Source organism: Maricurvus nonylphenolicus (assembly GCF_042854845.1).
GTDB lineage: Bacteria > Pseudomonadota > Gammaproteobacteria > Pseudomonadales > Cellvibrionaceae > Maricurvus > Maricurvus nonylphenolicus.
Genome location: NZ_AP031498.1, coordinates 2,034,947 through 2,057,172 on the forward strand (window position 1 = coordinate 2,034,947; position 22,226 = coordinate 2,057,172).

The 22,226-nt window shown below is 49.0% G+C and carries 24 protein-coding genes; 15 read left to right on the plus strand and 9 right to left on the minus strand.

Translation table 11 applies throughout. From position 1 onward, the window contains the following. The first annotated feature begins 153 nt into the window (after positions 1–153). The 5 genes from cueR (at position 154) to ACGHZ6_RS08795 (ending at position 4,006) form a co-directional block, all read left to right on the plus strand. The gene (gene cueR, locus ACGHZ6_RS08775) at positions 154–576 is read left to right on the plus strand and encodes a Cu(I)-responsive transcriptional regulator (RefSeq protein ID WP_390618460.1); all 423 of its coding nucleotides are present in this window, start codon (positions 154–156) and stop codon (positions 574–576) included. Further along, positions 573–1,679, plus strand: a complete 1,107-nt coding sequence (locus ACGHZ6_RS08780) for a permease (protein WP_390618461.1) — start codon at positions 573–575, stop codon at positions 1,677–1,679. The genes cueR and ACGHZ6_RS08780 overlap by 4 nt, the downstream gene beginning before the upstream one ends. Further along, complete coding sequence (locus tag ACGHZ6_RS08785; protein ID WP_390618462.1) at positions 1,676–2,014, plus strand: DUF3703 domain-containing protein; 339 nt, start codon at positions 1,676–1,678, stop codon at positions 2,012–2,014. Before ACGHZ6_RS08780 ends, ACGHZ6_RS08785 begins: the two co-directional genes overlap by 4 nt. A gap of 383 nt (positions 2,015–2,397) precedes the next feature. After that, positions 2,398–3,090 carry an SDR family NAD(P)-dependent oxidoreductase gene (locus ACGHZ6_RS08790; protein ID WP_390618463.1) on the plus strand — a complete coding sequence of 231 codons (693 nt, stop codon included), beginning with the start codon at positions 2,398–2,400 and terminating at the stop codon, positions 3,088–3,090. 16 nt (positions 3,091–3,106) lie between these two features. Further along, on the plus strand, positions 3,107–4,006 hold the full coding sequence (locus ACGHZ6_RS08795) for an alpha/beta fold hydrolase (RefSeq protein WP_390618464.1): 900 nt from the start codon (positions 3,107–3,109) through the stop codon (positions 4,004–4,006). A 132-nt stretch (positions 4,007–4,138) separates the two neighbouring features. Here the strand turns inward: ACGHZ6_RS08795 and ACGHZ6_RS08800 are convergent, their stop codons facing one another. Beyond that, positions 4,139–4,762 (minus strand): glutathione S-transferase family protein, encoded by a 624-nt coding sequence (locus ACGHZ6_RS08800; RefSeq protein WP_390618465.1) that lies wholly within the window; start codon positions 4,760–4,762, stop codon positions 4,139–4,141. Positions 4,763–4,766: 4 nt separating this feature from the next. Next, positions 4,767–5,939 (minus strand): acyl-CoA dehydrogenase family protein, encoded by a 1,173-nt coding sequence (locus tag ACGHZ6_RS08805; protein ID WP_390618466.1) that lies wholly within the window; start codon positions 5,937–5,939, stop codon positions 4,767–4,769. Positions 5,940–6,121: 182 nt separating this feature from the next. On the opposite strand from ACGHZ6_RS08805, the gene ACGHZ6_RS08810 reads away from it, so the two are divergent. Continuing rightward, positions 6,122–7,123 carry a helix-turn-helix domain-containing protein gene (locus ACGHZ6_RS08810; RefSeq protein ID WP_390618467.1) on the plus strand — a complete coding sequence of 334 codons (1,002 nt, stop codon included), beginning with the start codon at positions 6,122–6,124 and terminating at the stop codon, positions 7,121–7,123. On the opposite strand, the gene ACGHZ6_RS08815 is transcribed toward ACGHZ6_RS08810, so the two are convergent. The 5 genes from ACGHZ6_RS08815 to ACGHZ6_RS08835 form a co-directional block, all read right to left on the minus strand. Beyond that, positions 7,118–8,530 (minus strand): alkaline phosphatase, encoded by a 1,413-nt coding sequence (locus tag ACGHZ6_RS08815; RefSeq protein ID WP_390618468.1) that lies wholly within the window; start codon positions 8,528–8,530, stop codon positions 7,118–7,120. The genes ACGHZ6_RS08810 and ACGHZ6_RS08815 overlap by 6 nt on opposite strands. A 133-nt stretch (positions 8,531–8,663) precedes the next feature. Continuing rightward, complete coding sequence (locus ACGHZ6_RS08820; protein ID WP_390618469.1) at positions 8,664–10,064, minus strand: alkaline phosphatase; 1,401 nt, start codon at positions 10,062–10,064, stop codon at positions 8,664–8,666. Between the two features lie 236 nt (positions 10,065–10,300). Beyond that, positions 10,301–12,754, minus strand: coding sequence for a TonB-dependent receptor (locus tag ACGHZ6_RS08825; protein ID WP_390618470.1), 2,454 nt, complete (start codon positions 12,752–12,754; stop codon positions 10,301–10,303). Between the two features lie 239 nt (positions 12,755–12,993). Next, the gene (locus ACGHZ6_RS08830) at positions 12,994–14,532 is read right to left on the minus strand and encodes a M56 family metallopeptidase (RefSeq protein ID WP_390618471.1); all 1,539 of its coding nucleotides are present in this window, start codon (positions 14,530–14,532) and stop codon (positions 12,994–12,996) included. A gap of 36 nt (positions 14,533–14,568) precedes the next feature. Then, entirely contained in the window at positions 14,569–14,940 is a 372-nt protein-coding gene (locus tag ACGHZ6_RS08835; RefSeq protein WP_390618472.1) for a BlaI/MecI/CopY family transcriptional regulator, read from the minus strand. A gap of 209 nt (positions 14,941–15,149) precedes the next feature. Here ACGHZ6_RS08835 and ACGHZ6_RS08840 point away from each other — a divergent pair, with 209 nt between their 5' ends. The 4 genes from ACGHZ6_RS08840 to ACGHZ6_RS08855 all read left to right on the plus strand — a co-directional run bounded on the left by ACGHZ6_RS08840 (position 15,150) and on the right by ACGHZ6_RS08855 (position 18,017). Next, positions 15,150–15,497 (plus strand): hypothetical protein, encoded by a 348-nt coding sequence (locus ACGHZ6_RS08840; protein WP_390618473.1) that lies wholly within the window; start codon positions 15,150–15,152, stop codon positions 15,495–15,497. A 7-nt stretch (positions 15,498–15,504) separates the two neighbouring features. Continuing rightward, the gene (locus tag ACGHZ6_RS08845) at positions 15,505–16,395 is read left to right on the plus strand and encodes a substrate-binding periplasmic protein (RefSeq protein WP_390618474.1); all 891 of its coding nucleotides are present in this window, start codon (positions 15,505–15,507) and stop codon (positions 16,393–16,395) included. Positions 16,396–16,485: 90 nt separating this feature from the next. Next, positions 16,486–17,592 (plus strand): DUF2855 family protein, encoded by a 1,107-nt coding sequence (locus ACGHZ6_RS08850; protein ID WP_390618475.1) that lies wholly within the window; start codon positions 16,486–16,488, stop codon positions 17,590–17,592. A 26-nt stretch (positions 17,593–17,618) separates the two neighbouring features. Beyond that, positions 17,619–18,017 carry a nuclear transport factor 2 family protein gene (locus ACGHZ6_RS08855; RefSeq protein WP_390618476.1) on the plus strand — a complete coding sequence of 133 codons (399 nt, stop codon included), beginning with the start codon at positions 17,619–17,621 and terminating at the stop codon, positions 18,015–18,017. 10 nt (positions 18,018–18,027) lie between these two features. On the opposite strand, the gene ACGHZ6_RS08860 is transcribed toward ACGHZ6_RS08855, so the two are convergent. Further along, on the minus strand, positions 18,028–18,435 hold the full coding sequence (locus ACGHZ6_RS08860; protein WP_390618477.1) for a response regulator: 408 nt from the start codon (positions 18,433–18,435) through the stop codon (positions 18,028–18,030). Positions 18,436–18,606: 171 nt separating this feature from the next. Then, positions 18,607–19,158, minus strand: coding sequence for a carboxymuconolactone decarboxylase family protein (locus ACGHZ6_RS08865; RefSeq protein WP_390618478.1), 552 nt, complete (start codon positions 19,156–19,158; stop codon positions 18,607–18,609). A 93-nt stretch (positions 19,159–19,251) separates the two neighbouring features. Here ACGHZ6_RS08865 and ACGHZ6_RS08870 point away from each other — a divergent pair, with 93 nt between their 5' ends. From ACGHZ6_RS08870 to ACGHZ6_RS08890, 5 genes are all read left to right on the plus strand, one after another. Then, the gene (locus tag ACGHZ6_RS08870; RefSeq protein ID WP_390618479.1) at positions 19,252–19,566 is read left to right on the plus strand and encodes a winged helix-turn-helix transcriptional regulator; all 315 of its coding nucleotides are present in this window, start codon (positions 19,252–19,254) and stop codon (positions 19,564–19,566) included. A 128-nt stretch (positions 19,567–19,694) separates the two neighbouring features. Next, on the plus strand, positions 19,695–20,006 hold the full coding sequence (locus tag ACGHZ6_RS08875) for a type II toxin-antitoxin system RelE/ParE family toxin (RefSeq protein WP_390618480.1): 312 nt from the start codon (positions 19,695–19,697) through the stop codon (positions 20,004–20,006). Positions 20,007–20,008: 2 nt separating this feature from the next. Further along, the gene (nadS, locus tag ACGHZ6_RS08880) at positions 20,009–20,299 is read left to right on the plus strand and encodes a NadS family protein (protein WP_390618481.1); all 291 of its coding nucleotides are present in this window, start codon (positions 20,009–20,011) and stop codon (positions 20,297–20,299) included. 80 nt (positions 20,300–20,379) lie between these two features. Then, a complete protein-coding gene (locus tag ACGHZ6_RS08885) occupies positions 20,380–21,399 on the plus strand; it encodes an MBL fold metallo-hydrolase (RefSeq protein ID WP_390618482.1) in 1,020 nt (339 codons plus the stop codon). 14 nt (positions 21,400–21,413) lie between these two features. Next, the gene (locus ACGHZ6_RS08890) at positions 21,414–22,082 is read left to right on the plus strand and encodes an SOS response-associated peptidase (RefSeq protein ID WP_390618483.1); all 669 of its coding nucleotides are present in this window, start codon (positions 21,414–21,416) and stop codon (positions 22,080–22,082) included. The last annotated feature ends 144 nt before the right edge of the window (positions 22,083–22,226 follow it).

Consider the following 22,226-nt stretch of genomic DNA (forward strand, 5'->3'; position numbering starts at 1 on the left):
GCATTTGGTAACAAATCCTGTCGCTTCAATCACTTATCCTGACTGTTAGGTCATTCTTTACGATTAAATATTGATCAAAATTAATGGGTTGACCTTACAGTAGCTGTAAGGTTTAAAGTACTTCATAGTCGTAATGAAACGGGAGCAATGTCTGTGAATATCAGTGAGGCAGCCAGGCAATCTGGCTTAACCAGCAAGACCATCCGCTATTACGAGCAAATTGAGTTAATCAAACCTGTGCGTAGTGAAAATGGCTACCGTGACTACAGTGATCACGACCTGGACACGTTAAAGTTTTTGCAGCGTGCTCGTGCGACCGGCTTTGGCCTGGATGAATGCCGGCAGCTGCTGGAGCTGTACCAAAATCCTCAGCGCCGCAGCCAGCATGTAAAAAGTCTGGTGCAGGAAAAATTAACCCAGGTCGATGCACAGTTAAAAGAGTTACAAGCCATGCGCGATACCTTGGCCACCATGGTATCCCACTGTGCCGGCGATGAAGGGCCGGTGTGCGCCATTATTGATGAGCTGGCTCATGGTGAAGATCTAGATATAGAAGGTAAGGAGAAAACACAATGAGTGGATGTTGTTCAGAGGAGAAGAAACAACCTCAGGAAGTTGTTGCAGTAAGCAGCTGTTGTGGCAGCAGTAGTGAAGCTCAGGCAGAGCAATCCCGTTCAATTGACTGGTTGTTGTGGGGCAGCTTGTCCCTGGTGGTGTTTAACTACAGTTTGCACCTGTTAGGCATCGAGCAATTACCGCCCTGGTTAATGACAATGAGCCACGGCGTATTTGAGTTGATGAATACCATGTGGTGGGGCGTAGTGTTAGCGGCGATATTTGTCGGTGTACTCAGCCGTATTCCCCAGGAAATGATTGTTTCTATTTTAGGCCGCGGCGGCAGCATCTCGGGTTTATGGCGCGCGACCGCAGCCGGCGTGTTTATGGATTTATGCAGCCACGGCATTTTGATGGTGGGCATGAAACTCTATCAACGCGGTGCCAGCCTTGGGCAGGTGATGGCCTTTTTGATCGCCAGTCCGTGGAACTCCTTATCGCTCACCATTATTTTGGTGGCCTTGATAGGTTTGCCTTGGACGTTAGCGTTTATTGTGCTGTCGGTGATCATTGCTTTGATCAGTGGCTGGATTTTTGATCGCCTGGTTGAGCGTAAAGTACTGCCTGGTAACCCCAATACCTCCGATTTACCGTTGGACTATAAGCTCTGGCCCGAAATGAAAAAAGGCTGGTCACAGATTCCCTGGAGCGGAGGTTTAATTGCCGATTTGATGTGGGAAGGTATTAAAGGTTCACGCATGGTACTGCGCTGGTTGCTGTTTGGTGTATTGCTTGCCACCGCCATTCGCAGCTTTGTCAGCCTGGAGCATTTTCAGGAATACTTTGGCCCCACGGCCATCGGCCTGATCTTCACCCTGGTTGCTGCCACCATTATTGAAGTGTGTTCTGAAGGCTCCACGCCTATTGCCGCTGATTTAATGACACGCGCACAGGCTCCGGGTAACAGCTTCGCCTTTATGATGACCGGCGTGTCGACCGATTACACCGAAGTGATGGTGATAAAAGACACCATGCATTCCTGGAAAACGGCTTTGTTTTTACCGCTGGTGACCGTACCGCAGGTTACCGTGCTTGCCGTGATACTTAATGGAGTACCGCTATGAAAACTCAGTTAAGGGAAGCTTTTGAAGAGGAAATGGCGCGGGCCAAAGCGCTTTACCGTCAACAGAACTGGGATCAGGCATTCCATCACTTGGAGCGCGCCCATATTCTTGGGCAGCGCTTTGTGATCCCTCACACCCGCAGCCACTGGTGGATGTTAAAAGTAGGCTGGCACAGAAGGGACAGGCAGGAAGTCACAGGTCAAGTAGTGCGCATTCTGGCCTCGCTGGTGATTTCCCGCATCTGGGTGCCGCTGGGAAATACCGGTGGTGCCAACGTCAGCCCCGTTAAACCCATGCCTGTGCCTGCTGATCTGCAAGCACTATTGGACGCATAAGTACTTTTCCTCTCTTGGCGCCTGAACAAATTTTACCTAAGGCGCCAATCCTTTACCCATCACGTCAAAAGTCGCCAGAAAACGAAAACTTGTCGTGTTTTTACTATTTCTAACTGTTCGTTTAGTTTAGGATGGTTTTCACAAGTTCTAATAAGTTATGCCCGTACCGGAACCTCGGTATTAACTATTTAACGTCATACCCGCGCAGGCGGGTATCCAGTGTCTTTGGCACAAAGTTACGAAATTGTACTAGCTTCAAAGTAAGTCAAAGCCACTAGGCTCCTGCCTACGCAGGAGCGACATAAGCGAGATTGAAGTGATTTTGGGCGCAGTAAGTCTTTTCTTGCATGCTAATAATCAAATCGAAATAAGAGAGCAGGCCAATGTCAGAACCAGGACGCTACACCAACAAACGAGTACTCATCACCTGCATAGACCGCTACATGGGCAAACCCATAGCCGAAGGCTTTGAACGCGAAGGTGCAGAAGTCATCACCGATAACGACCTGCTGCAAACCCAGGAAGCCGTCGATGCCCTCAAACAAAAAGTCGGCGATATCGATATCCTGGTAGCCAACTTCGCCGATGATCCGCGCCCCAACCCCGTGGGCAAGCTCGATAGTGCCGACTGGGAATCCCAGTTTGAGCTGATGGTTTACCCCTTTATGCGCACCATCAATACCTTTGCCCCGGCCATGCAAGCGCAAGGCCACGGCAAAATCGTTGCCATGACCAGTGCATCATCCCTGCGTGGTATTCCCGGTTTTAGTTCCTACTGTTCTGCACGTGGTGCCCAAAATGCCTTTGTGCGTGCGGCGGGTTTAGAATTGGCGGCAAGCAATGTACAGCTTAATGCCATCGCACAAAATTACGTCAAAAACGAACGCTATTTCCCCGATGAATTTATCAATAGCGATGTCTTTAAAGAAAAAGTCCTGCCGCATATTCCAACCGGTAAAGTGGCCGACCCGGAAGAAACTGCCGAGCTGGCGTTGTACCTAGCCTCTGATAAATGCACCCATATGGTGGGGCAGGTGCTACCGTGGGCCGGTGGCTGGGTAACGACAACAGGGTAATAACAGGGTAAGTGATATGGCTGATCTCATTTTAAAGGCCAATGGTTTGTCTTTCTCGGCCATTGATCGGGGCGAAGGGCCGGTGGTGCTACTACTGCATGGCTTTCCGGATACTCATCACACCTGGCAGTACCAGATTGAGGCGTTAGTCGCTGCAGGTTACCGCTGTATTGCACCAGTGATGCGGGGTTATGAAGCCTCATCGCAGGTCAGTGATGGCAACTATACCATCGACAGCATAGCCTCCGATGTGGCCGGCTGGTTGGATCATTTGGGGGTGGAGAAAGCCCATTTGGTGGGGCACGACTGGGGCGCGGTCATGAGTTATGCCGCAGCCTGTAAATACCCAGAGCGGTTTTATTCGCTTACCACCCTGGCGATTCCCCATATGGTGACATACTCAAAGGCCTTGTCACGGTTACCGATTCAATACCTTAACTCGTCCTATATGCTGTTTTTTCAGTTACGTGGATTAGCCGATTGGGTTGTGCGTCGTAATGACTTTGGTTTTCTCAAGTTTCTCTGGCGTCGCTGGTCGCCGGGATGGGATTGGCCAGAGTCCGTATTTGATGATGTTCGGCAAACGTTTTCGCAACCGGGTGTGGTGAAGGCAAGCTTGGGCTATTACCGTTCTATGTTTAGTCGGGCGCATAAACAAACATCAGCCAGTTCCTCTGGTGTGATTAGTGTCCCTACACTGGCGATGACCGGGGTTAAAGATGGCTGCATGGATACCCGCGTGTTTGAAGGGATGGAGAACTCATCCAGATTCACTGCAGAGGTTCGTGTAGAAAGTGTACAAAACGCCGGGCATTTTCTGCAGCTGGAGCAGCCCGAGCGTGTGAATGAATTGCTGTTGTCGTGGCTCAATAAACACCAACCTGAACAGCAAATAGACGAGCTGATCACAGCGTAGCTGTTGTAAAAATAGCCTGGTTATTTGCTATCCGAATCGCTGAATCGCAGGCTTTTCAAGGCCTGCGTTACCGTTTTAGTCACCTATCCTCAGGCTTATCCACAGATTCTGGGGGTAAACATCAACAGCCTGTTATTCGCTGCCAATATCCACCACTCGCTGAAACGCTGGTCTGTTCCGCATGCGGTTTAAATAGTCTCGAACATGGGGTTTATAGTGTTCATCAATTTTTAAACTTTCCCCCAGATGCAGCGCGTAGGTAATGCAGATATCGGCAACAGTAAAGCGATCGTCTACCAGATATTCACGGCCATCTTCCAAGTGTTTGTTGAGTCGGCGCAAGCGCGCATGGAACCACTTCATATAGTCTGTTGCCGCCTCTTTCAATCCGCGTTCTTCGGGTTCTTGAAAGGTATAGCGAATATAAACCGTTTGTGGAAACGTCAGGGTCGCATCACTGTGGAATAACCAGTTGAGGTAATCACCGTATTCCGGCTGATCGGGTTTAAGGCCAAACTCGTGTTTGCCATAGCGTTCTACCAGATACAGCGGAATTCCCGAAGACTCCGTCATATGGGTTTCACCATCGATCATGTAAGGGATGGTGCCGAGCTCGTTAATTTCGAGAAATTCCCGTTGCTCAAATCGTGGAGGGAAGGGCATGGAGATGACTTCGTAGTCCAGGCCCATTTCCTCAAGCGCCCAAATAGGGCGCAGGGAACGGGCATTGTGGCAGTGCCAGATCTTAATCGTCATCGGTTTATACTCGGTACTGACGTGATGCCAGGTCGCGCATAATTTCTTCCGAGCCGCCACCAATGGCTTGGACGCGAACTTCACGGTAAATACGTTCTACCCGGTTGTCACGCAGGTAGCTGGCGCCTCCCAGAATCTGGCTGGCCTCGCGGGCGCAGAATTCCATGGTTTGGCTGCACTGTACTTTCAGCATAGCGAGATCACCGGCATTTACGCCACCGGCTTCTATCTCGCGGCTGCAGTGAATGATCATGGCCTGACAGGCATTGATGTGTTGTTTCATCTCGGCAATTTTATGGCGAATCACCTGGTGATCTGCCAAACGCTTGCCAAAGGTTTTGCGCTCCTGAGCCCAGTTAACCGCTTCTTCCAGGCAGATACGGGAATAGGCTTCCATCTGCACAATCATACCCATACGTTCAGAGTTGAAGTTATTCATAATAACTCTGAAGCCTTCACCTTCTTTGCCGATCAGGTTTTCTGCGGGCACCTTGACGTTGTCAAAATAAATAGTCGCGGTATCAGAACACCACCAGCCTTGTTTGCGGTCCAGCGCGGTACGCGATACGCCGTCCAAATCCATAGGGATTAGCAACATCGACACTCCTTCAGGGCCATCACCGCCGGTACGCACGGCGGTAGAGGTCCAGTTGGCATGCATGCCGCCGGAGATAAATGTTTTGGAGCCGTTAACTATGTAGTAGTCACCTTCACGGCGGGCAGTGGTTTGCAGGCTGGCAACATCGGAGCCGCCGCTGGGTTCAGTAATGCCCAGAGAGATACGCTTCTCACCACTTAAAACGGCGGGCACAACCTCTTGCCTGATTTCATCGCGGGCGAAGTTGGCCACCGGAGGTAGGCCGATATTATGCACCAGCAGGGATGGGAAGATGCCGCCGACACCAGGGCGGGAAAGCTCTTCGGTCATGATATTGCCATGCCAGACATCAATACCTTCACTGATACCACCGAAAGCCTCCGGGTAACCCAGGCCGAGGATGCCCACTGCGGCGGCTTTGGGCCAGAGTTCATCCGGGATTTTACCGGCCTCATCCCACTCGGCGGCATAGGGCATGATTTCGCGATCAACAAAGCGGCGTATTTGCGAACGCCACTCCTCGTGCTCAGCGGTAAGGTAGGGGTTATTCAGTCGGGCGCTATCAAAGTCGAGTGACATACAGGGGGCTCCTAGGCTTAAGGCCAGCAGTGTTTTGTGATGTAGATAGGTACTTGATTCTAATGGGTCGCTGGAGTAGTTGATTTGATATTGCGCCATATGGCATGGAAAGTGCGCCATTATCTGGATAATATGAGCGTAAATAGCCTGAAACCGGCTCGAAAAGGGGGGAGAGAAGGATTATGAGTGTTGTCTATGCGCGGTCTTTGACGGTATTGGCTAAGGTGACGGAAGCCTTGGGTGTATCGTTCGAAGCCATGGTACATAAGGCGGGCATTGATATTGGTTTGCTTAATTTGCCGGATGCAACGCTGCCTGCTGAAAAGTTCTTCCGCCTGCATAAAGAGATTCTGGCGCAAACAGGTGAAGAAAATTTTGGCCTGTTATGTGGGCGGCTGAGCTATATGGAAAGCTTTCACTTGTATATGTCACTAGCGTCCGCGGCTAATACTTTCAGAGAGTGGATCAACTTATTGCCTGATATGGTTCCAAGCCTGGGGGATCTGGTAAAGATTATCGTTAAGCGCAAGGACGATAATCTGGTTTTGGAGCTACACATCGACTGGCCAACACATGAAACGCGATGCTTAGTCACTGATGCCTTGTTGGCATCAACGGTTATGTTAATGGACGGTTTTAGTATTTTACCGGCAAGGCCTGTGCGGATAGATATCACTTATCCTCAACCCAATGATAGCGAAGCAATAAAAGAAGCCCTGCGTGCGCCGTTACATTTCAATCAGTCGGTCAGTGCTCTTTATTACCCTATAAGTATTTTGGATTTACCGCAGATGCATGTGTCTACATCGCTCTACGACAATGTCAAAGACGAGCTGGATGATTTTTTGGTGAACTTCGCCTGGGAAGCGGATAACTTTACGGTGAATTTGTATTCGGTTGTTCGCCGGCAACTTGCTTGCAGTGATTACAGTGTCGATGTCGTAGCGAAAAAACTGAATCTATCGAGCCGAACTTTGCAGCGACGTTTACAAGAAAGGGGATCAAACTATCAACACTTTGTGCAACAAGTGAAATCCACATTGGCTACCAAATACCTGAAAGACAAAAACCTAACCATTATTGATATTGCATTACTGTTGGGATACAGGGATGCCACATCGTTTTCTACCGCGTTTAAGGGATGGCATGGCTGTTCGCCAAGTGAGTACCGCCGAAACTTATAGTTGCAGATATTTCTGCATGATGCTGAAGATTTCCGATTGTTGCATCATACCGGGCAGGGGCTGATTGGACATTAACGGCACCTGGGTACCCGTGTGATCAGCGCTAGAGGCATTATTTGTGGCGTAGTTGATAACCATAATCTGATCATCTGCTGTTTGCAGTAGTGCCACTTTCCCAGGGGAATAGATATCCGCTTTGGATTTATCGAACTTGGCTTTATCGGGTGTTGAAAGTTTTTTAGGTAGGGCATAGCGCAGCGGAATTATTTGAGCTGCATGGCCATGGTCGGCGGTGACTAAAATCAGGGTGTTGGCATGCTGCTTGGCAAAGGTTAAGGCTTTTTTTAGGGCATCATCCAGTTGTTCCAATTCACCGATCTGACCACAGGGATTACGGCGGTGGGCTTGTTTATCTATCGAGGCCGATTCCACCATCAAAAAGAAACCTTTATCGCCACCACGTTTTACCAGTAGGTCCAACGCCGCTTGTGTCATGGTTGGTAAGGTGGGGGTATTCGCAAAGTCGGGGTTGGCTTCGCACTGCATGGGTTCTGGCAGGGTGGCCGTGTTGGGGCTCCAGCTTAACCAGTTTTTGATTTTACGTTTAGGGTGTTCAGCTTTGCGGTCATCTTTGCCGCGCAGTTTTACCTCCATGGTTTTACGTGCGAATAGGCCGAGTATTTTCTCTTCACCTGTCATTGCTTGTAAAACTTTTGTGTTATGAATAACTGAATAGCCATTGGCCTCAGCAATGGATTGCACTGTTTGGTCAGTCGTTTCAGCCATTATCTGGAAATGTTTGTTACCACCACCCAATATAAGATCGGTTGTACCCTCTGCAATTTGCTCGGCGATGGAACCCTTGCCGCCATTGGCTTTTAAATCCGCTTCACAACCCTGGCGGCTTTTATCGAGCGAGGTAGCTGTCCACATACGCTCGGAATTTTGACAGCCGCGTAAACCGATATGGCTAATAAAGGCAGCTGGCGTGGCATCGGTAATGCTGGCAGTAGTCACAATGCCTGTGGCATAACCGGCAGCTTTGGCGAGTTCGGCGATAGTGGTTAGGTCCTTATCTGTCTTTGCCGTAGTCGCTATACGCCCGCGGCTTGTCACTTGCCCGGTGGCGAGGGTTGTCGCGGTATTGGCTGAGTCGGCAACATAGACGGGTTTTGAGGGATCCTGCTCAGACATGGTGATTACTTGCACGCTGCTGCGGAAGGGTAGGGAATCCATCTGCAAGCGGCCCTGGGCACCTTTCAGGTAATTGCGGGCCAGGGTAATTTGGCTGTCGTCCATACCGTCGCCAATTAACAGGATGACATAGCGGGGCTCGCTGGTTGCCAGGGCAGAAAAGCCAAGAGCCAGTATTGTGGTAAGTACGAGAGCGTTAAACCGCCATGACATGGATATTCTCCTTGTCTGCTATAGCTTAATTATGGACGCAGGGCGGCAGGAATTCGAATTTTTGGAACGGCGGGAAGTAACAAGCGATGGCCGCAATAACGCCAGGTTATTGCGGCCTGAGGAAGGGTAGGCCCTATAGCTGCAAATGGTCTTTCAACAGATTAAAAATTTCCGGTTGGGTCAACATAGCCGGAATTGGCTGGTTTGAGTAGAGCGGAACGGTGGTGCCGGTATGCTCTTCAATCGGGAAGCCGTGGGGGGTTGTGGCATAGTTTACCGCCATAATCTGGCCTTCCGGGGTGATAATGCGGCTGACCATACCCATGGGGTATACCGCCACAGGCATGGCATTAAACAGACTGCCATCGGGAAGAATTTGGGCTGCCTGGCCGTGGTCGGCGGTGACCAGAATTAAGGTGTTGGGGTTTTCTTTGGCAAAGTCCAGAGCGACCTTTAAGCTCTCATCCAGCTGCTGCATTTCACCGATTTGACCACAGGGTTTACGCGCGTGGGACTGTTTATCAATGGATGCTGATTCCACCATCAGGAAAAAGCCATTCGCACTGCGGGCATCCAGATGGGATATAGCAGCAGCGGTCATATCTCGAAGGTTTGGCATACCCTCGAATTCCGGATTGGCTTCACATTTCATGGGGGCAGGCATTTCAACATCACCAACACGCCAGTCGACTTTGTTGAGGAAGCTGGGTTTTGGGGCTTCTGAACCGCGACCATTTTCACCTTGCATACGCACAGGCATGGTACTTTCAGAAAACAGACCTAGTAATTTCTGATTAGGATTTACTTGGGCCAATTGCTTGGCTTTGGTGATGTACTGGTAGTTGTTGTCCTGGGCAACCGTAAATAGAGGTTTGGGCATGGCTTCAGCATTTTTGTTGAAATGCTTTTGCCCGCCACCGAGGACTACATCAATATCGGCATCGGCAATTTGTTCGGCGATAGAACCTTTACCGCCTAATGCTTTAGTATCCGCCGAGCAATCAACAATCACGCCGGCAAAGGCTTCGGCGTTTACCATCATGTCCGGGTTTTCACAGCCACGGGAACTGACATGGGCCACAAAAGAGGCTGGCGTGGCATCGGTGACATTTGCCGTAGATACAATACCCGTTGCAAAACCAGAGGTTTTCGCCATCTCGGCAATGGTGGTTAGATCCTTGTCATCTTTTGCGGAGGTACCAATACGGCCGCGGCTGGTTATAGCGCCGGTTGCCATCGACGTTGCACTATTGGCTGAATCGGCGACATAGATAAATTTGCTGGGATCATTCTCATGCACGGTAAGCACTTGCACGGCACCGCGGTAGGGCATGTTATCAATGACCAGTCGTCCCTGGGCTCCTTCAAGGTAGTTACGTCCAATCGTCACCTGGGTGTCATCCATGCCATCGCCAATAATTAAAATAACATTGCGCTTATCGTTAGATTCAGCCGCAGCGGGTTGCAGTGTTGTTGCCATGCCAAACGCAATAGCTGCAGATAAAATGGATTTAAATACCTTTGGGTGCTTCATTATCGCCTCAAGTACATTTTCTGATTGTGTTAATAGCAGTAATCCTACGGTACTGCCGTGACTCTGTCATATAGTTTTGCATGTCTTTACAGGTTTTCTATTTTGTCGTCACAAATATGGACTTTGATCTGTTAAACATGGAATTTATTTCATTCTTTATAAACGCAAAAAACGCCACCCCACAACAGCGGATGGCGTAAAGCAGAGAGCGAAGGTTTTAAGTCGTGAGCCTCCTGTTATTGCCAGTTATAAATTAAACCTACACCGTAAGTGCGAGGCATATTGTAGTAGGCGGTAACACCATGTGGATCCAATCCGGCATTAAGCTGGTAGGTTTCATCGGTGAGGTTTTTACCCCACAGGTAAACTTCCCAGTTTTCATCCTGAGTACCCAGTGCCAAGCGTCCACCCCACAGGGTGTAACTACCGGCTTTGGTTAGCTCGGTGTTATCCAGATCCTTGTAAATTTCATCGCTGTAATTCACATCAACACTGGCCGATAACAGCAAGTTATCACTCAGTGGCCATTCATAGCGAGCCACGGCATTAAACGTGGTTTCCGGTGCATCGGGGACTTTATTGCCTTCATAGAAAGCCGATTCAGCGGGATCATCAGAATCAAACTTTTTGATCTCGCCATCCAATACGGCGATACCTGCACGGATATCCCACCTTTCCGTCGGCTTCCACCAGAGTTCTAGTTCACCGCCAATAATTTCGGCTTTACCGGCATTACGGCGTAAACTTTCCGTGTTACCGCCACCCAGGTCTACCGTTACCGAGGCTTGCATATCTTCGAAGTCGTAATGGTAGATGGCACCATTTAACTGCAGCGAACCATCGAGCAAGCTGGATTTAAATCCGATCTCGGTTGCCCAGAGGGTTTCTTCGGTAAAGGGTTCCAGAGCGACTTCCTGTAGAACGGTAGAACCATCAAAGCCACCACTCTTAAAGCCTTTACTGTAAGAGGCGTAGATCAGCAGATCGTCGTTAGGCGTCCAGTCAACAGCGATCTTGCCGGAGATATCATCGGTTTCGTATTTTTCATCAGCTTCGATCGGCAGGTCAGGAAATTGCAGACCTAACAAAGAGGGAACGCCATCGACGACATGTACGGCTTTGGTACCACCCACGAAGGTTTTTTCCTCTTCGGTGTAACGCAAACCGGCGGTGACTTTCCAGGTATCGTTAACTTGCCATTCGTACTGGCCGAACAGCGCCCATGAATCACCTTCCTGTGTGTAATCAATATCGCCGTAACTGGTCACCGGCAGAATATATGACTCGCCAGCAGGCACACCCGGGGCACCAGCAAGATCATAAATCAGTGCAGTCGCGTCCAGTACTACATCAATCAGGGAAGCCTGTTTATTAAAGTCGAGATCTTCCTGCATCCAGAAGGCGCCTACGACCCAGTTATCGTCACCGTTTTCTCCGGTCAGGCGTAACTCTTGGGTAACTTGCGACATGTCATCGCTAAAAGGTGTGTTATAAATTCGCAGTGGGCTACCACTCTGATAGTTTTGAGCGCGATCGAGTTCTTCATAGCCGGTGACTGAGGTGAGGGTTGCAAAACCTATATCCCAGTTAGCTTTGAGTGAGGCGCCAAACTGGCGAGCATCAACTTCCGGTGTTTCAGTGACATAGACATCATACTCATCCCCAGCCGCAGGGATAGTAAATTGTGTTTGAGCCAGTACGGGAAACGGTATCGCGGCATTACCGGAAAAACCGGTATTTACCCCTTGAATAACCGGCAGGGTAGCAGCGGTGGCACCGGCTACAAAATTGTGATCCTGCACTTGCGATGGTACCCACAACTCCGATTTATCACGGCTACCATGCAGGCTTAAGGTTGCATCAAATTTATCACTTGGCTCCCAGGCTAAGGATAAACGCCAGGCACTGGTATCGGTGTCGCCCAAGCTGTCATCACCACCAAAAGCTTCCAGTGGTTCAGCGACACCGGGCATGGGGTTAAAGCCAACCGCGTCACTGGGCGTTGCCTGGGCATCTAGATGACCATCCGCTTTTTTGGTCATGATCGCCAGGCGGGCACTGAGGTTGTTAGACAGCGGGCCTCCCACACCGGCTTCCAATTTGCGGGTATTGTAATTGCCATAGCTGGCATCCATGTTGGCTTCAAATTCCTGCGACGGTTTGCGGGTAATAAAATTCACCGAACCGGCCGTGGTATTACGGCCAAACAAGGTACCTTGCGGGCCTTTCAGTACTTCCACCTGGGCGATATCGAAAAGCTGAAAACCCAGATACCCGTTAGAGCCTAAATACACTTCATCAACATGCACAGCAGCGGAAGGGCTGTTGTTGGTGTTGTAATCGTTTAGGCCAACACCACGAATGGTGATAACGGGGTTAGAGTTACCCACGGTGTTTTTAATATCCAGCCCCGGTGTTTGCCCCGCCAGATCAATGGCTTGGCTAATCCCCAGTTCTTTTAAATGCTCTGAGTTAAATGCAGTCACTGCAATGCCAACATCCTGCATGGACTGGGCACGTTTTTGTGCTGTGACGATAACTTCCTCAATCGCTTCAGCATAACTGAGTTGGCTCTGGCTTACCGTGGCAGCCAGTAGTGCAGCGGCCAAAGGTTTAAGTCCAGACAGTCGGGCTTGTTTATTAAGGGGTAGGGCTTGTGTCCTGATTGATTGAATTATGTTGTGTCCCATAATTCCTCCGTATTAATTATTGATTATTGAGTGGAGGTAATTTCCCTCTCCAGGGTTTTTATAGTTGTAACTATTATTGTAATCGCTATTGTAGTCTTGGTGCTACATTGTAGCTTGTGTGGGATTTTTAAACTAATAAGAGCATATGTCAATAGGGGAGAGGGTTGTTTAGAGGATAATTAGAGGCGACGAGCGAGTAAGAGGCGCACGAGAACCGCACGCCTGACGCTAAATCAGAATTAACGCGTGTACTGACTTAAATCGATAACCTGAGAGGGGTCGATAGCAACATCCTGATAGCGGGTGCTGATATGGACACGGGCAGGTACCCTGGGTTGTTCAAGGTTTTCCGGGAAGTCTCGGGGCGAGAAGGCAACACGGAGTAATTCACCCACTTGCTCGCCCTGTTTGATGAGTTGATTGGGCTGCAGTGAACTGTTGCCAACATAATGGTAGCTGGCTTCAATGCCATTGGTATGTTCAATCAGGACGTAACCGCCTGATGTCATGGCAATACCATCTTCAGGCTGATCGACAACCTTGATAACTTTTCCGTCGGCCATCGCAAAAACCGGGCTACCCACAGGTACCATAAAATCCAAGCCGTCATGGAATACCTGCATTTTGCCTACGCCCATTGGCAGGCGTATATCAACATCGTGGAATCCGGCATAGAGTTCACCACCTTGTACTGGCGGTGATAACAACGGCATCGGCTCGGGTAAAGCCTGCAAGCTTCTCAGCTTCAACGTGTGGGAAATCGCGTGCTGACTCCCCATAGGCATAATAAATAAAATCGTGAGCAAAGCTGCAGATAATGCCAGGCTGCCGCTGCTCAGCCCCTTAATGGAGTAATGTTTAAGGGCTAACAAGCGTGCTCGGTAGCTTTGCCTGCGTAAGGACAGGCTTGGCACTTTCACCGAGCTTTGGTTTTGAAAGTGTTTAACAATCGACAGTAAGCTGTTGGCATAATCGCCAACGGTAAGCTTACTGCTGGTTACCGCCATGCGATCACAAGCGATCTCTTTCTGTTCGTCTATCTGACGATTGGTAAACCAAACCACAGGGAAGAAAAACAGAACGCGCTGCATTAATTGTCTTGCCAGGCCGGAGAGGTCATCGTAGCGCTTGATATGTGCCATCTCATGGGCAATGACCGACATCAGGGCCTGCTTGTCCAGCGAGTTCAGCATCTCTTTGGGCAGATAGATAACCGGGCGCAAGGTTCCTATGGTAAAGGGCGAGACATTCGCATCACCTGCCACAAGGGAGACCGTTCGACGCAGTTTAAACTTGCCGTGCAGGTGATAAAACAGAGCCAAGTGGCTGGCTTGGGTAACCACATCGCTTTGCTGAACTATTTTTCTAAACTGTTTACGCTGATTGAATAAGCGAATAAACAACAATGTAGTGATACTGATCCAAGCAAGCAGTAGTGCCATCGACCAGGTAATATATGGAAACTGCACCGAAATCGGAGCACTTAAATGGATTATTAGATCCAGTTGGTGAAGCTGAAATAACGGATCGAAGTATTTTACTTGCGGTAGCCACTGTTCCAGCAGGTGGCGTAAATTAAAAGAGGTGCTCCAGTGTGCGGGGATAAGGGCGCGAACAAATACCAGTAACCACAGTGTCATTTGCAAGCGTGGATGGCGATCTTTTAATAGTGCGCAGACGCACAGCACAAGCATAAACAACGAAGCGGTATAGGCGAGCTGGCGGCTGGTCATAATAATGAACAGATTGCTGACGTAATCAAGGTAGAGTGTCGTCATCTGGGCCACCATAAAAAGCTCAAGTCGTTATCGTTGTTATTTATCTTGTAATTGCTTAACCAGCTTATTGAGTTCCTTCAGTTCCTTATCGGAAATATTCTCGCTTTCACCGAACATGGACACCACCGTGCGGCTGTCTAACCCCAGCACGTGATCGGCAAAAAAGCTTACCCAGCGAGCCAGGCCAGCAGGGCGGCTGATAGCGGGTTTATACACATTGATACCGTGCAGATTACGGCGTTCTACCAACCCTTTTTTACACATACGCTCAATGGTGGTTTTGGTGGTGGACAATGCCCAGCTGTTATCGAGGGCATCGTGCACCTCGCGAATGCTGAATTCATCGCCTTTCCACATCACATTGAGGATTTTGTATTCCGCTTTGGACAGATCGGGGAGCTCGCTCATTTATTATTCTCGTAAATCCATACTTGTATTATGCAGTCGCAGGTCTGGCTACATTGTAGCTAAGGCGAACACTCTATCAGGGGCGATCCAGTGTGGCAAGGCCGCTTAACGTCAGAGAGGGCGCCCACTGGCAGCTTTTCAAATCCCTCCTATGCTTGAAATAGGTACAAAAACGAGACCGTACTGAGGGCGTACTGAGGGGTTAGACCATGAATATCGTCGATAAAACCTATGAAGATCAAAGAGTTATCCTGCACGGCAACTCTTACCGCAACTGCACATTCAAGAACTGCGAACTGGTATACGACGGTGACCGATCACCGACCTTCCACAATAACGAGTTCGTTGATTCTGTCTTTGTCTTCAGTGATGCAGCTCTTAGAACCCTCTACTTTATAGGCAATATCTATCATGCCGGTGAGGGCGGCCAAGAGGTCATCGAGAACCTGCTGGCAGAGATCAAGGGCGGTGCCATTCACGGCCATGAAGCCCGTACCATTATTCCGCCTACGGCAAGTCATAGTCTGGGGCAAGCGGGGCCAGGGGTGTCGCACTAAGTTTATTTTGACCACTATTCTCCAGCTAGTTTTTCAATCGCTATTCAGAGGGCTATGTGACAGAGGGCTAAGGAAGGTCCTGTGCATCTCCCTGCTTTGCTGTTCTGGTGCTGTTGCCAGTGACCATGCTCAGGAGTCCAACCCAGGAGCTGATGCCACGGTAAAAGTCTGTTACGGAAAGTGGTTTCCCTTTTCCTATGATCAGCCTGAACTGGCGGGTGTCATGGTTGAGCTGGCCCGCGAGGTTCTGTCGCGGTTAGGCTATTCGGCAGAATTTCATAAAATGGCTTTTTTGCGATGTCTCAATGAAGTTCAAAACCAGAATATGACCCTGTCACCTTTCGCCAGTGCCTACTCATTAGGAAAGTTGGGTGATAACTTGGTTGCTATTAACCCCTCCGTTCAGTATCACTTACCAGCATTCTTTCTACGCAGCTCAGATCCCGTTAAAGACTTATCCGGTATCGAAGCATTTGCCGGATGGGAAATCGCCGCTCTGCGGGGAAACTCCTTTGCCAGGCGACATCAGCACAACAGCGGTATCGGTTGGATCTTTGTGAATAACAACCCCGCATTGTGGAAATTACTGCTCTCCTATCGGGTTGATGCATTCTTAGCGGAGTATCAATCACAGATTCTGCTTAGCGATGAATTGCGCCAGCAGATCAGGATCCTTCCGCCCATGGAGGCAGAGCCGCTGTACTGGGCTGTGAATCGAGAGGATGCGCAATTGGCCCAGCAAGTAGGTGAGCAATTGGAGCAGGCTATAGACGATGGCACAGTTGATACCCTCTATCGCAAATACTTTGGGGTCAGCTTTCGGGATATCGAAAGGATGATCGCTTCACAAGAGTTCCTGAAAATTCCCGGCCCAGGCCCTGTAGAGAATCATCCGTAAGGGAGTGAATACCCGGTCACGCGTTAGATTGCTATCGCTTGTTGTTTATATTAGAGTGATCAATCTAAAATGAGAGAGATGGAACGCCCCATGAGCAATACCAACGTTAACACCCACTTCTGGGTAGATCGCAGTGATTATGCCCAAACTCACATCAAAACCACCGAGCTGCCACAAGCGCTGTCTGACGGCCAGGTGCTGCTGAAGGTCGATCGTTTTGCGTTTACCGCCAACAACATTACCTACGCTGCGGTAGGGGATATGATTGGTTACTGGAAATTCTTCCCTGCCGAAGAAGGCCTGGGCACCATCCCGGTATGGGGCTTTGCCGATGTGGTCGACTCTAACTGTGAAGGTGTTGAGGTGGGCGAGCGTTTCTACGGTTACTACCCCATGTCCTCATACCTGCTGGCTGAGCCTGGCAAGATCGGCAAACAAAGCTTTACCGATGTAATGGCTCACCGCCTGGAACTGCCCATTATTTACAATCAGTATATTCGCTGCTCGAGCGACCCCAGCTATAAACAGGAAGCCGAAGCATTGCAGATGGTACTGCGCCCACTATTTACCACATCGTTCTTGTTGGATGATTTTTTTGCCGACGAAAACTTCTTTGGTGCTAACACGGTTGTACTGACCAGTGCGTCGAGTAAAACAGCATTAGGCATGGCCTTCCTGCTGAAAAATAACCGTGAAGGCCGTGAGCAGGATTACAAGATTGTGGGTTTAACATCAGAGCACAACAAAGCCTTTGTTGAAGGCCTTGGTTGTTACGACCAGGTGCTTACCTACGATCAATTAAGTCAGCTGGATGCCAGCCAGCCTACTGCCAGTGTCGACTTCGCTGGTAATGGCCAGTTGTTAGCCGATCTTCATCGTCACCTGGGCGAACAATTGAAGTACAGCTGCCTGGTAGGTGTATCCCACTGGGATCAACGCGGCGGCATGTCGGAAGATGTTCCTGGTCCACAGCCACAAATGTTCTTTGCGCCTTCGCAGGCCGAAAAACGTTTAGGCGATTGGGGGGCTGAAGGTTTCCAGCAACGATTGCATACCCAGTGGGTAGGCTTTACCGGCTTTGTTAGCGATTGGATGGATATTGAGGAAAATGCAGGCCAGGCGGCTGTGGAAAGCATTTACCAAAAAATGCTCAGCGGTGACGTAAACCCCAGTAAAGGTTATATTCTTTCACTGTAATCAGCACACAATAATAAGGAAGTAATATGAGCCAAGCGTTAAAGCAGTGGCACCAGATTATGGAGAGCGGCGATACGACCGCTCTTAACGATCTGCTGGCAGAAGACGTAGTCTTTCACTCACCCGTTGTGCACACCCCGCAAGAAGGTAAAGCCATTACCTTCGCCTATCTCTCGGCTGCAAACAAAGTGTTGGGTAACGACAGCTTTCAGTATGTACGCAAAATCATCGGTGAGCGTGATGCCATGCTGGAATTTACCCTGGAGCTAGAGGGTATTCATGTCAATGGTGTAGATATCATTCGCTGGAACGATGACGACAAGATCGTTGATTTCAAAGTGATGGTGAGGCCGTTAAAAGCCATTAACCAGGTACATATGGAAATGGGCAAAATGCTGGAGGCAATGCAAAACGGCAAGGCTTAAGCGGTGAGTACTAATCTCTCTTAATTTTATGCAGTAGCTTCACGACCCGGTACGCAAGCTCTTTCGGTTGAAAGGGCTTGGTCAGGTAATCGGTAACGCCGGCTTCGATGGCGCTAACCACCTGTTCTTTTTTGGTCGTAGCGGTAAGCATCAGGAAGGGGAGGTGGTTATGTTTTTCTGACTGCCGGATACGTTTGAGTAAATCCAGGCCTGTAACTTCGGGCATATCCCAATCGCAAATAACCAGGTCAAACTTTTTATTTGTCAGCAATTTCCAGGCTGCTTCCCCGTTGTTGGCCATGGCAGATTTTTCAACGCCCAACTCTCGTAAGCAGCCATTTACCATGCCGCGCATGGATTCCATATCATCGACGACTAAGACATTAATGGTACTGATAATCGCTTCTGCTTGTTCCATACATCGTCCTTGTGTGTAGGGCTTGGAGTGCATCAAGAGGCTGTGTAAATACAGGCTTGTCACATAAAGTGTAGACCGTAAGACTAGCGGGTCAATATCCCTTAGGTGTAAAGAGGTGCCAAATAATACTCGGAAATTACTGACAGTTAATGGCTGTTTGCGAGTGAATAATTATTCCGGAAACCTTGGCGCAAAGGCTTCATTTTCCACGCGTAATCCATTCACGACAAAACTGACGGCATGGTATAAACCTGCCAGTATAATCAATTCGATCATTTGTTCTTCAGAAAAATGCGTGCGCAGTTTAGCCCAAATGTCCTCACCGAGTTGAGCAGTTTCATGGAGTTCATCAACCAGTTGTAATAACGCTAATTGCTCATCGGACCAAAGATTATCATCCAGCGCCTTGTCACAGGTGGCTGCAATCTGCGCTTCACTGAATCCGGCCTTTTCAGCAAACCCGACCACATGCACACCCCATTCATACTCGGCTTTGCAGTTGGCGCAGGCTCGCAAGATCACCAGTTCGCGCTGTGCAATACTGACCGAGCCACGGTCCAGTAAACCGCCTCGAACCATACGCGACAGTACTCGTTCATTGTTACCCACGGTTTTGAATATATTCAAAGGCGGGATGCCCGCGGGCATAACAATATCGAATGATGACTGCAAAGCATCAGAAAAGGGTGGGTTAACCGGTTGAATACGCGGTGTGCTAGTCATAGTGAGTCCTCTAATTGGGGATGGGTGCTACTAAATATGTAGCGCACATGTTATCGCTACACTTTTAGTAGCGCAAGAGGTAAAATCGACATTATGACTACAAAACGACCAGCCATAGCCGAGATAATCGACTTACTCAGCAAGAAATGGGTAATGCGAATCATCTGGGAGCTAAGATCCGAAACCCTGACGTTTCGGCAATTACAGCAAGCCTGCGGTGATGTATCGCCGACGGTTTTAAACCAGCGCCTTAAGCTTTTAAAAGAAGGGCAGATAGTGGTTTTGGAAAACCCGTCGGGCTATCAGTTGACGACTATGGGCATGGAATTACTGGAGGTGTATAAACCCCTCAGTGAATGGGCGCAGCGCTGGCAAGCGCAGCTGGGCAATTATAAACTCACTCTTTAATATGTAACCGATTGATAAATAAGGATATTTACTGTCTTTTCGGTGTTGCTTACACAGGCTAATTGAGCAAAACACCTGATAGATAGCTACTGGAGAATATACGCCAATGGCGTATAATTAAGGGAAGCATGGTTATTGTAGAAACCTCCATATTCACCAAGCTCATCCAAGAATTGATGAGCGATGATGAATACAAACAATTGCAGGAAGCATTGGTCAATCGTCCAGACCTGGGGGACTTGATCCAAGGTTCGGGCGGTTTACGTAAAGTTCGATGGAGCCTGGAAGGAAAAGGCAAGAGCGGAGGCGTTCGTGCTATCTATTACTGGGTGGTTAATGATGACCATATTCGTATGTTATACGTTTACCCAAAGGGCAAGCAGGACAATCTGACCAAGTCGCAGATTGCTCAGTTAAAAAATATTGTCGAGAGGTGGTGAAGATGGAAAAAGCAATGTTTGATGAGCTGCTGGCTAGTGTTCAGGAAATGGATAAGGTTGTAAAAGGCCAAGAAAAAGCTTCGCGCAGTTTTGATTTTCCAGAACCACAAGTTAAAGATATTCGTGAACGCTTAGGGGTGTCACAAGATAAATTTGCGATGATCCTTGGGGTGAGTAAGCGTACTGTGGAAAACTGGGAGCAGGGGCGTCGGCATCCTACAGGCGCTGCACGTTCTTTGCTGCGTATTGTTGAGGCAGATCCTGAACATGCTTTAAGAGTCTTGTGTGCATGATTGAGTTCAGGTAGAAAAACTTAGGGGTAAAGCCCTATATTTTTAGGAAATTCAAAATAGGGACATCAAGGCTCACCACTATGAGTATCAAGAAAGTTCTTGCCGTAGTTTTCTCCACGCTTTTTATCGTTATCGCCGTCTATAGCATTTACTTAACCGGCTACGAAAAGCCTCCGGTAGATCCATCCTGGGCCGTTGAAGGTAACAAGGATATTCCTGAGGGCGCCGTGACGGTTCGCTGGACGGGGACTTCCACCTTGGTTATTTCCGATGGCAGTTCCACCATCATTACCGATGGCTGGTTTAGTCGCCCGGGGCTTGGCGATGCTTTGTTAAATAACATCAGCCCTGATATGGAAGCGATTACCTTTGGTCTGCAGAAAAATCAGATAACCAACGCCGATGCGGTATTTGCCTTTCACTCCCATTACGATCATGCCATGGATGCCCCTGAGGTTGCCAAACGCACCGGCGCTACATTAATGGGCTCGCCCTCAACGGCCATGATCGCTAAAGGCTGGGGGTTAAGTGATAATCAAATCACTGTTGTTGAAGATCGGCAGAGCTATCCCGTAGGTGCTTTTACGCTTACGCCTATCATTACTTACCATGCCCCCACGCCAACTGAAGGCGGCAAGGTTAATAAAGACTACGAGAAAATCACCGCGCCTTTGGTTCCCCCGGTAGCCATATTGGATTACAGGGTTGGCGCCAGTTACACGCTGCATATTGAACACCCCAAAGGCGACATCATGATTACCGGTTCGGCGGGTTATCGTCAGGATGCGTTACAGGGATTTAACGCCGATTATTATCTGTTAGGGATCGGTGGCTTTGGTGGTTTTGAGCCGGCGTATCAAAATATCTTTTGGGATCAAACCATTGGCCTGACCCAACCCCATACGGTAATCCCCATTCACTGGGATTCCCTAACCGGTCCGATAGAAGGCGAATTTACCGGTATGATGCGGCTTTTTAGCATGATTATCGGCGGCTCAGATAATCCAGACATGATCCCGACGTTTTTCAATAACAAGGCAAAAGAGCAGGGGATTAAACTGATAACCCTGCCGCGTTATGATGAAGTGGTTCTTTTTTAAGGCTAAGCAGTATTATGTGTGGACGATTTAATATTATCGGCGGTCCAGCCATCAACAAATTGATGGCAGATGTAATGGGTGATGCGGCTGCCCCAACACTGGCAACACAACTCAATGTTGCGCCCACCGAATCCGTTCCGGTAGTGTTACAAAACCAGGGCAACAAAGAATTACATTTAGCGCGCTGGTGGTTAACTCCATCCTGGTCCTCTGGCCCCGATACCAAATTCTCTATGTTCAATGCCCGCGCCGAAGGGCTTGAATCCAGTCGTGCGTACAAGGGGCCGTTTCATCACCAGCGCTGCATCCTGCCGGTAAGCTCCTATATCGAATGGCAGAAAACTGCCAGTGGCAAACAACCCATAGAAATTTATCGTGAGGATGAAGCCATCGCCTTCGCTGGGCTGTGGGATGTCTGGAACGATGAGTTGTTATCTTGCTCTGTAGTAACAACAGCTGCGTCAGAATCCATGGCGCCGATCCACAACCGTATGCCGGTGATGTTGGATCAACAGGGAATAGACTTATGGCTAGACGGGCAAAGCTCGGTCGAACAACTGCAAACTTTGTTTACGCCAAATCTGGTGTATCCACTAATGGCCAGGCCGGTTGATAAAGCGATAAATAATGCGAGGGTAAAGGAATTACCAAGGGCGGTAGGAGAGGTAAGAGAATTACTATGAGCTTTGTTCTTTACGTCATTCCTCCCCAAGCGAATAAATGTAAAAGGTTTCCACAATCTTCTTAACTCCATACCTAGCCAGGTAAGCAAATGTAAGGGATCACCACAATCTCTTTAACGTCATTCCCGCGCAGGCGGGAATCCA

Excerpts from the sequence above, each read along its gene's own strand:
- ACGHZ6_RS08890 (WP_390618483.1), top strand. The coding sequence starts at position 21,414 with ATGTGTGGACGATTTAATATTATCGGCGGTCCAGCCATCAACAAATTG.
- ACGHZ6_RS08810 (WP_390618467.1), top strand. The coding sequence starts at position 6,122 with ATGAGTGTTGTCTATGCGCGGTCTTTGACGGTATTGGCTAAGGTGACG.
- ACGHZ6_RS08790 (WP_390618463.1), top strand. The coding sequence starts at position 2,398 with ATGTCAGAACCAGGACGCTACACCAACAAACGAGTACTCATCACCTGC.
- nadS (WP_390618481.1), top strand. The coding sequence starts at position 20,009 with ATGGAAAAAGCAATGTTTGATGAGCTGCTGGCTAGTGTTCAGGAAATG.
- ACGHZ6_RS08830 (WP_390618471.1), bottom strand. The coding sequence starts at position 14,532 with ATGACGACACTCTACCTTGATTACGTCAGCAATCTGTTCATTATTATG.
- ACGHZ6_RS08865 (WP_390618478.1), bottom strand. The coding sequence starts at position 19,158 with ATGACTAGCACACCGCGTATTCAACCGGTTAACCCACCCTTTTCTGAT.
- ACGHZ6_RS08820 (WP_390618469.1), bottom strand. The coding sequence starts at position 10,064 with ATGAAGCACCCAAAGGTATTTAAATCCATTTTATCTGCAGCTATTGCG.
- ACGHZ6_RS08855 (WP_390618476.1), top strand. The coding sequence starts at position 17,619 with ATGAGCCAAGCGTTAAAGCAGTGGCACCAGATTATGGAGAGCGGCGAT.
- ACGHZ6_RS08850 (WP_390618475.1), top strand. The coding sequence starts at position 16,486 with ATGAGCAATACCAACGTTAACACCCACTTCTGGGTAGATCGCAGTGAT.
- ACGHZ6_RS08875 (WP_390618480.1), top strand. The coding sequence starts at position 19,695 with ATGGTTATTGTAGAAACCTCCATATTCACCAAGCTCATCCAAGAATTG.
- ACGHZ6_RS08785 (WP_390618462.1), top strand. The coding sequence starts at position 1,676 with ATGAAAACTCAGTTAAGGGAAGCTTTTGAAGAGGAAATGGCGCGGGCC.
- ACGHZ6_RS08805 (WP_390618466.1), bottom strand. The coding sequence starts at position 5,939 with ATGTCACTCGACTTTGATAGCGCCCGACTGAATAACCCCTACCTTACC.
- ACGHZ6_RS08860 (WP_390618477.1), bottom strand. The coding sequence starts at position 18,435 with ATGGAACAAGCAGAAGCGATTATCAGTACCATTAATGTCTTAGTCGTC.
- ACGHZ6_RS08780 (WP_390618461.1), top strand. The coding sequence starts at position 573 with ATGAGTGGATGTTGTTCAGAGGAGAAGAAACAACCTCAGGAAGTTGTT.
- ACGHZ6_RS08870 (WP_390618479.1), top strand. The coding sequence starts at position 19,252 with ATGACTACAAAACGACCAGCCATAGCCGAGATAATCGACTTACTCAGC.
- ACGHZ6_RS08795 (WP_390618464.1), top strand. The coding sequence starts at position 3,107 with ATGGCTGATCTCATTTTAAAGGCCAATGGTTTGTCTTTCTCGGCCATT.
- ACGHZ6_RS08800 (WP_390618465.1), bottom strand. The coding sequence starts at position 4,762 with ATGACGATTAAGATCTGGCACTGCCACAATGCCCGTTCCCTGCGCCCT.
- ACGHZ6_RS08835 (WP_390618472.1), bottom strand. The coding sequence starts at position 14,940 with ATGAGCGAGCTCCCCGATCTGTCCAAAGCGGAATACAAAATCCTCAAT.
- ACGHZ6_RS08815 (WP_390618468.1), bottom strand. The coding sequence starts at position 8,530 with ATGTCATGGCGGTTTAACGCTCTCGTACTTACCACAATACTGGCTCTT.
- ACGHZ6_RS08825 (WP_390618470.1), bottom strand. The coding sequence starts at position 12,754 with ATGGGACACAACATAATTCAATCAATCAGGACACAAGCCCTACCCCTT.
- ACGHZ6_RS08840 (WP_390618473.1), top strand. The coding sequence starts at position 15,150 with ATGAATATCGTCGATAAAACCTATGAAGATCAAAGAGTTATCCTGCAC.
- ACGHZ6_RS08885 (WP_390618482.1), top strand. The coding sequence starts at position 20,380 with ATGAGTATCAAGAAAGTTCTTGCCGTAGTTTTCTCCACGCTTTTTATC.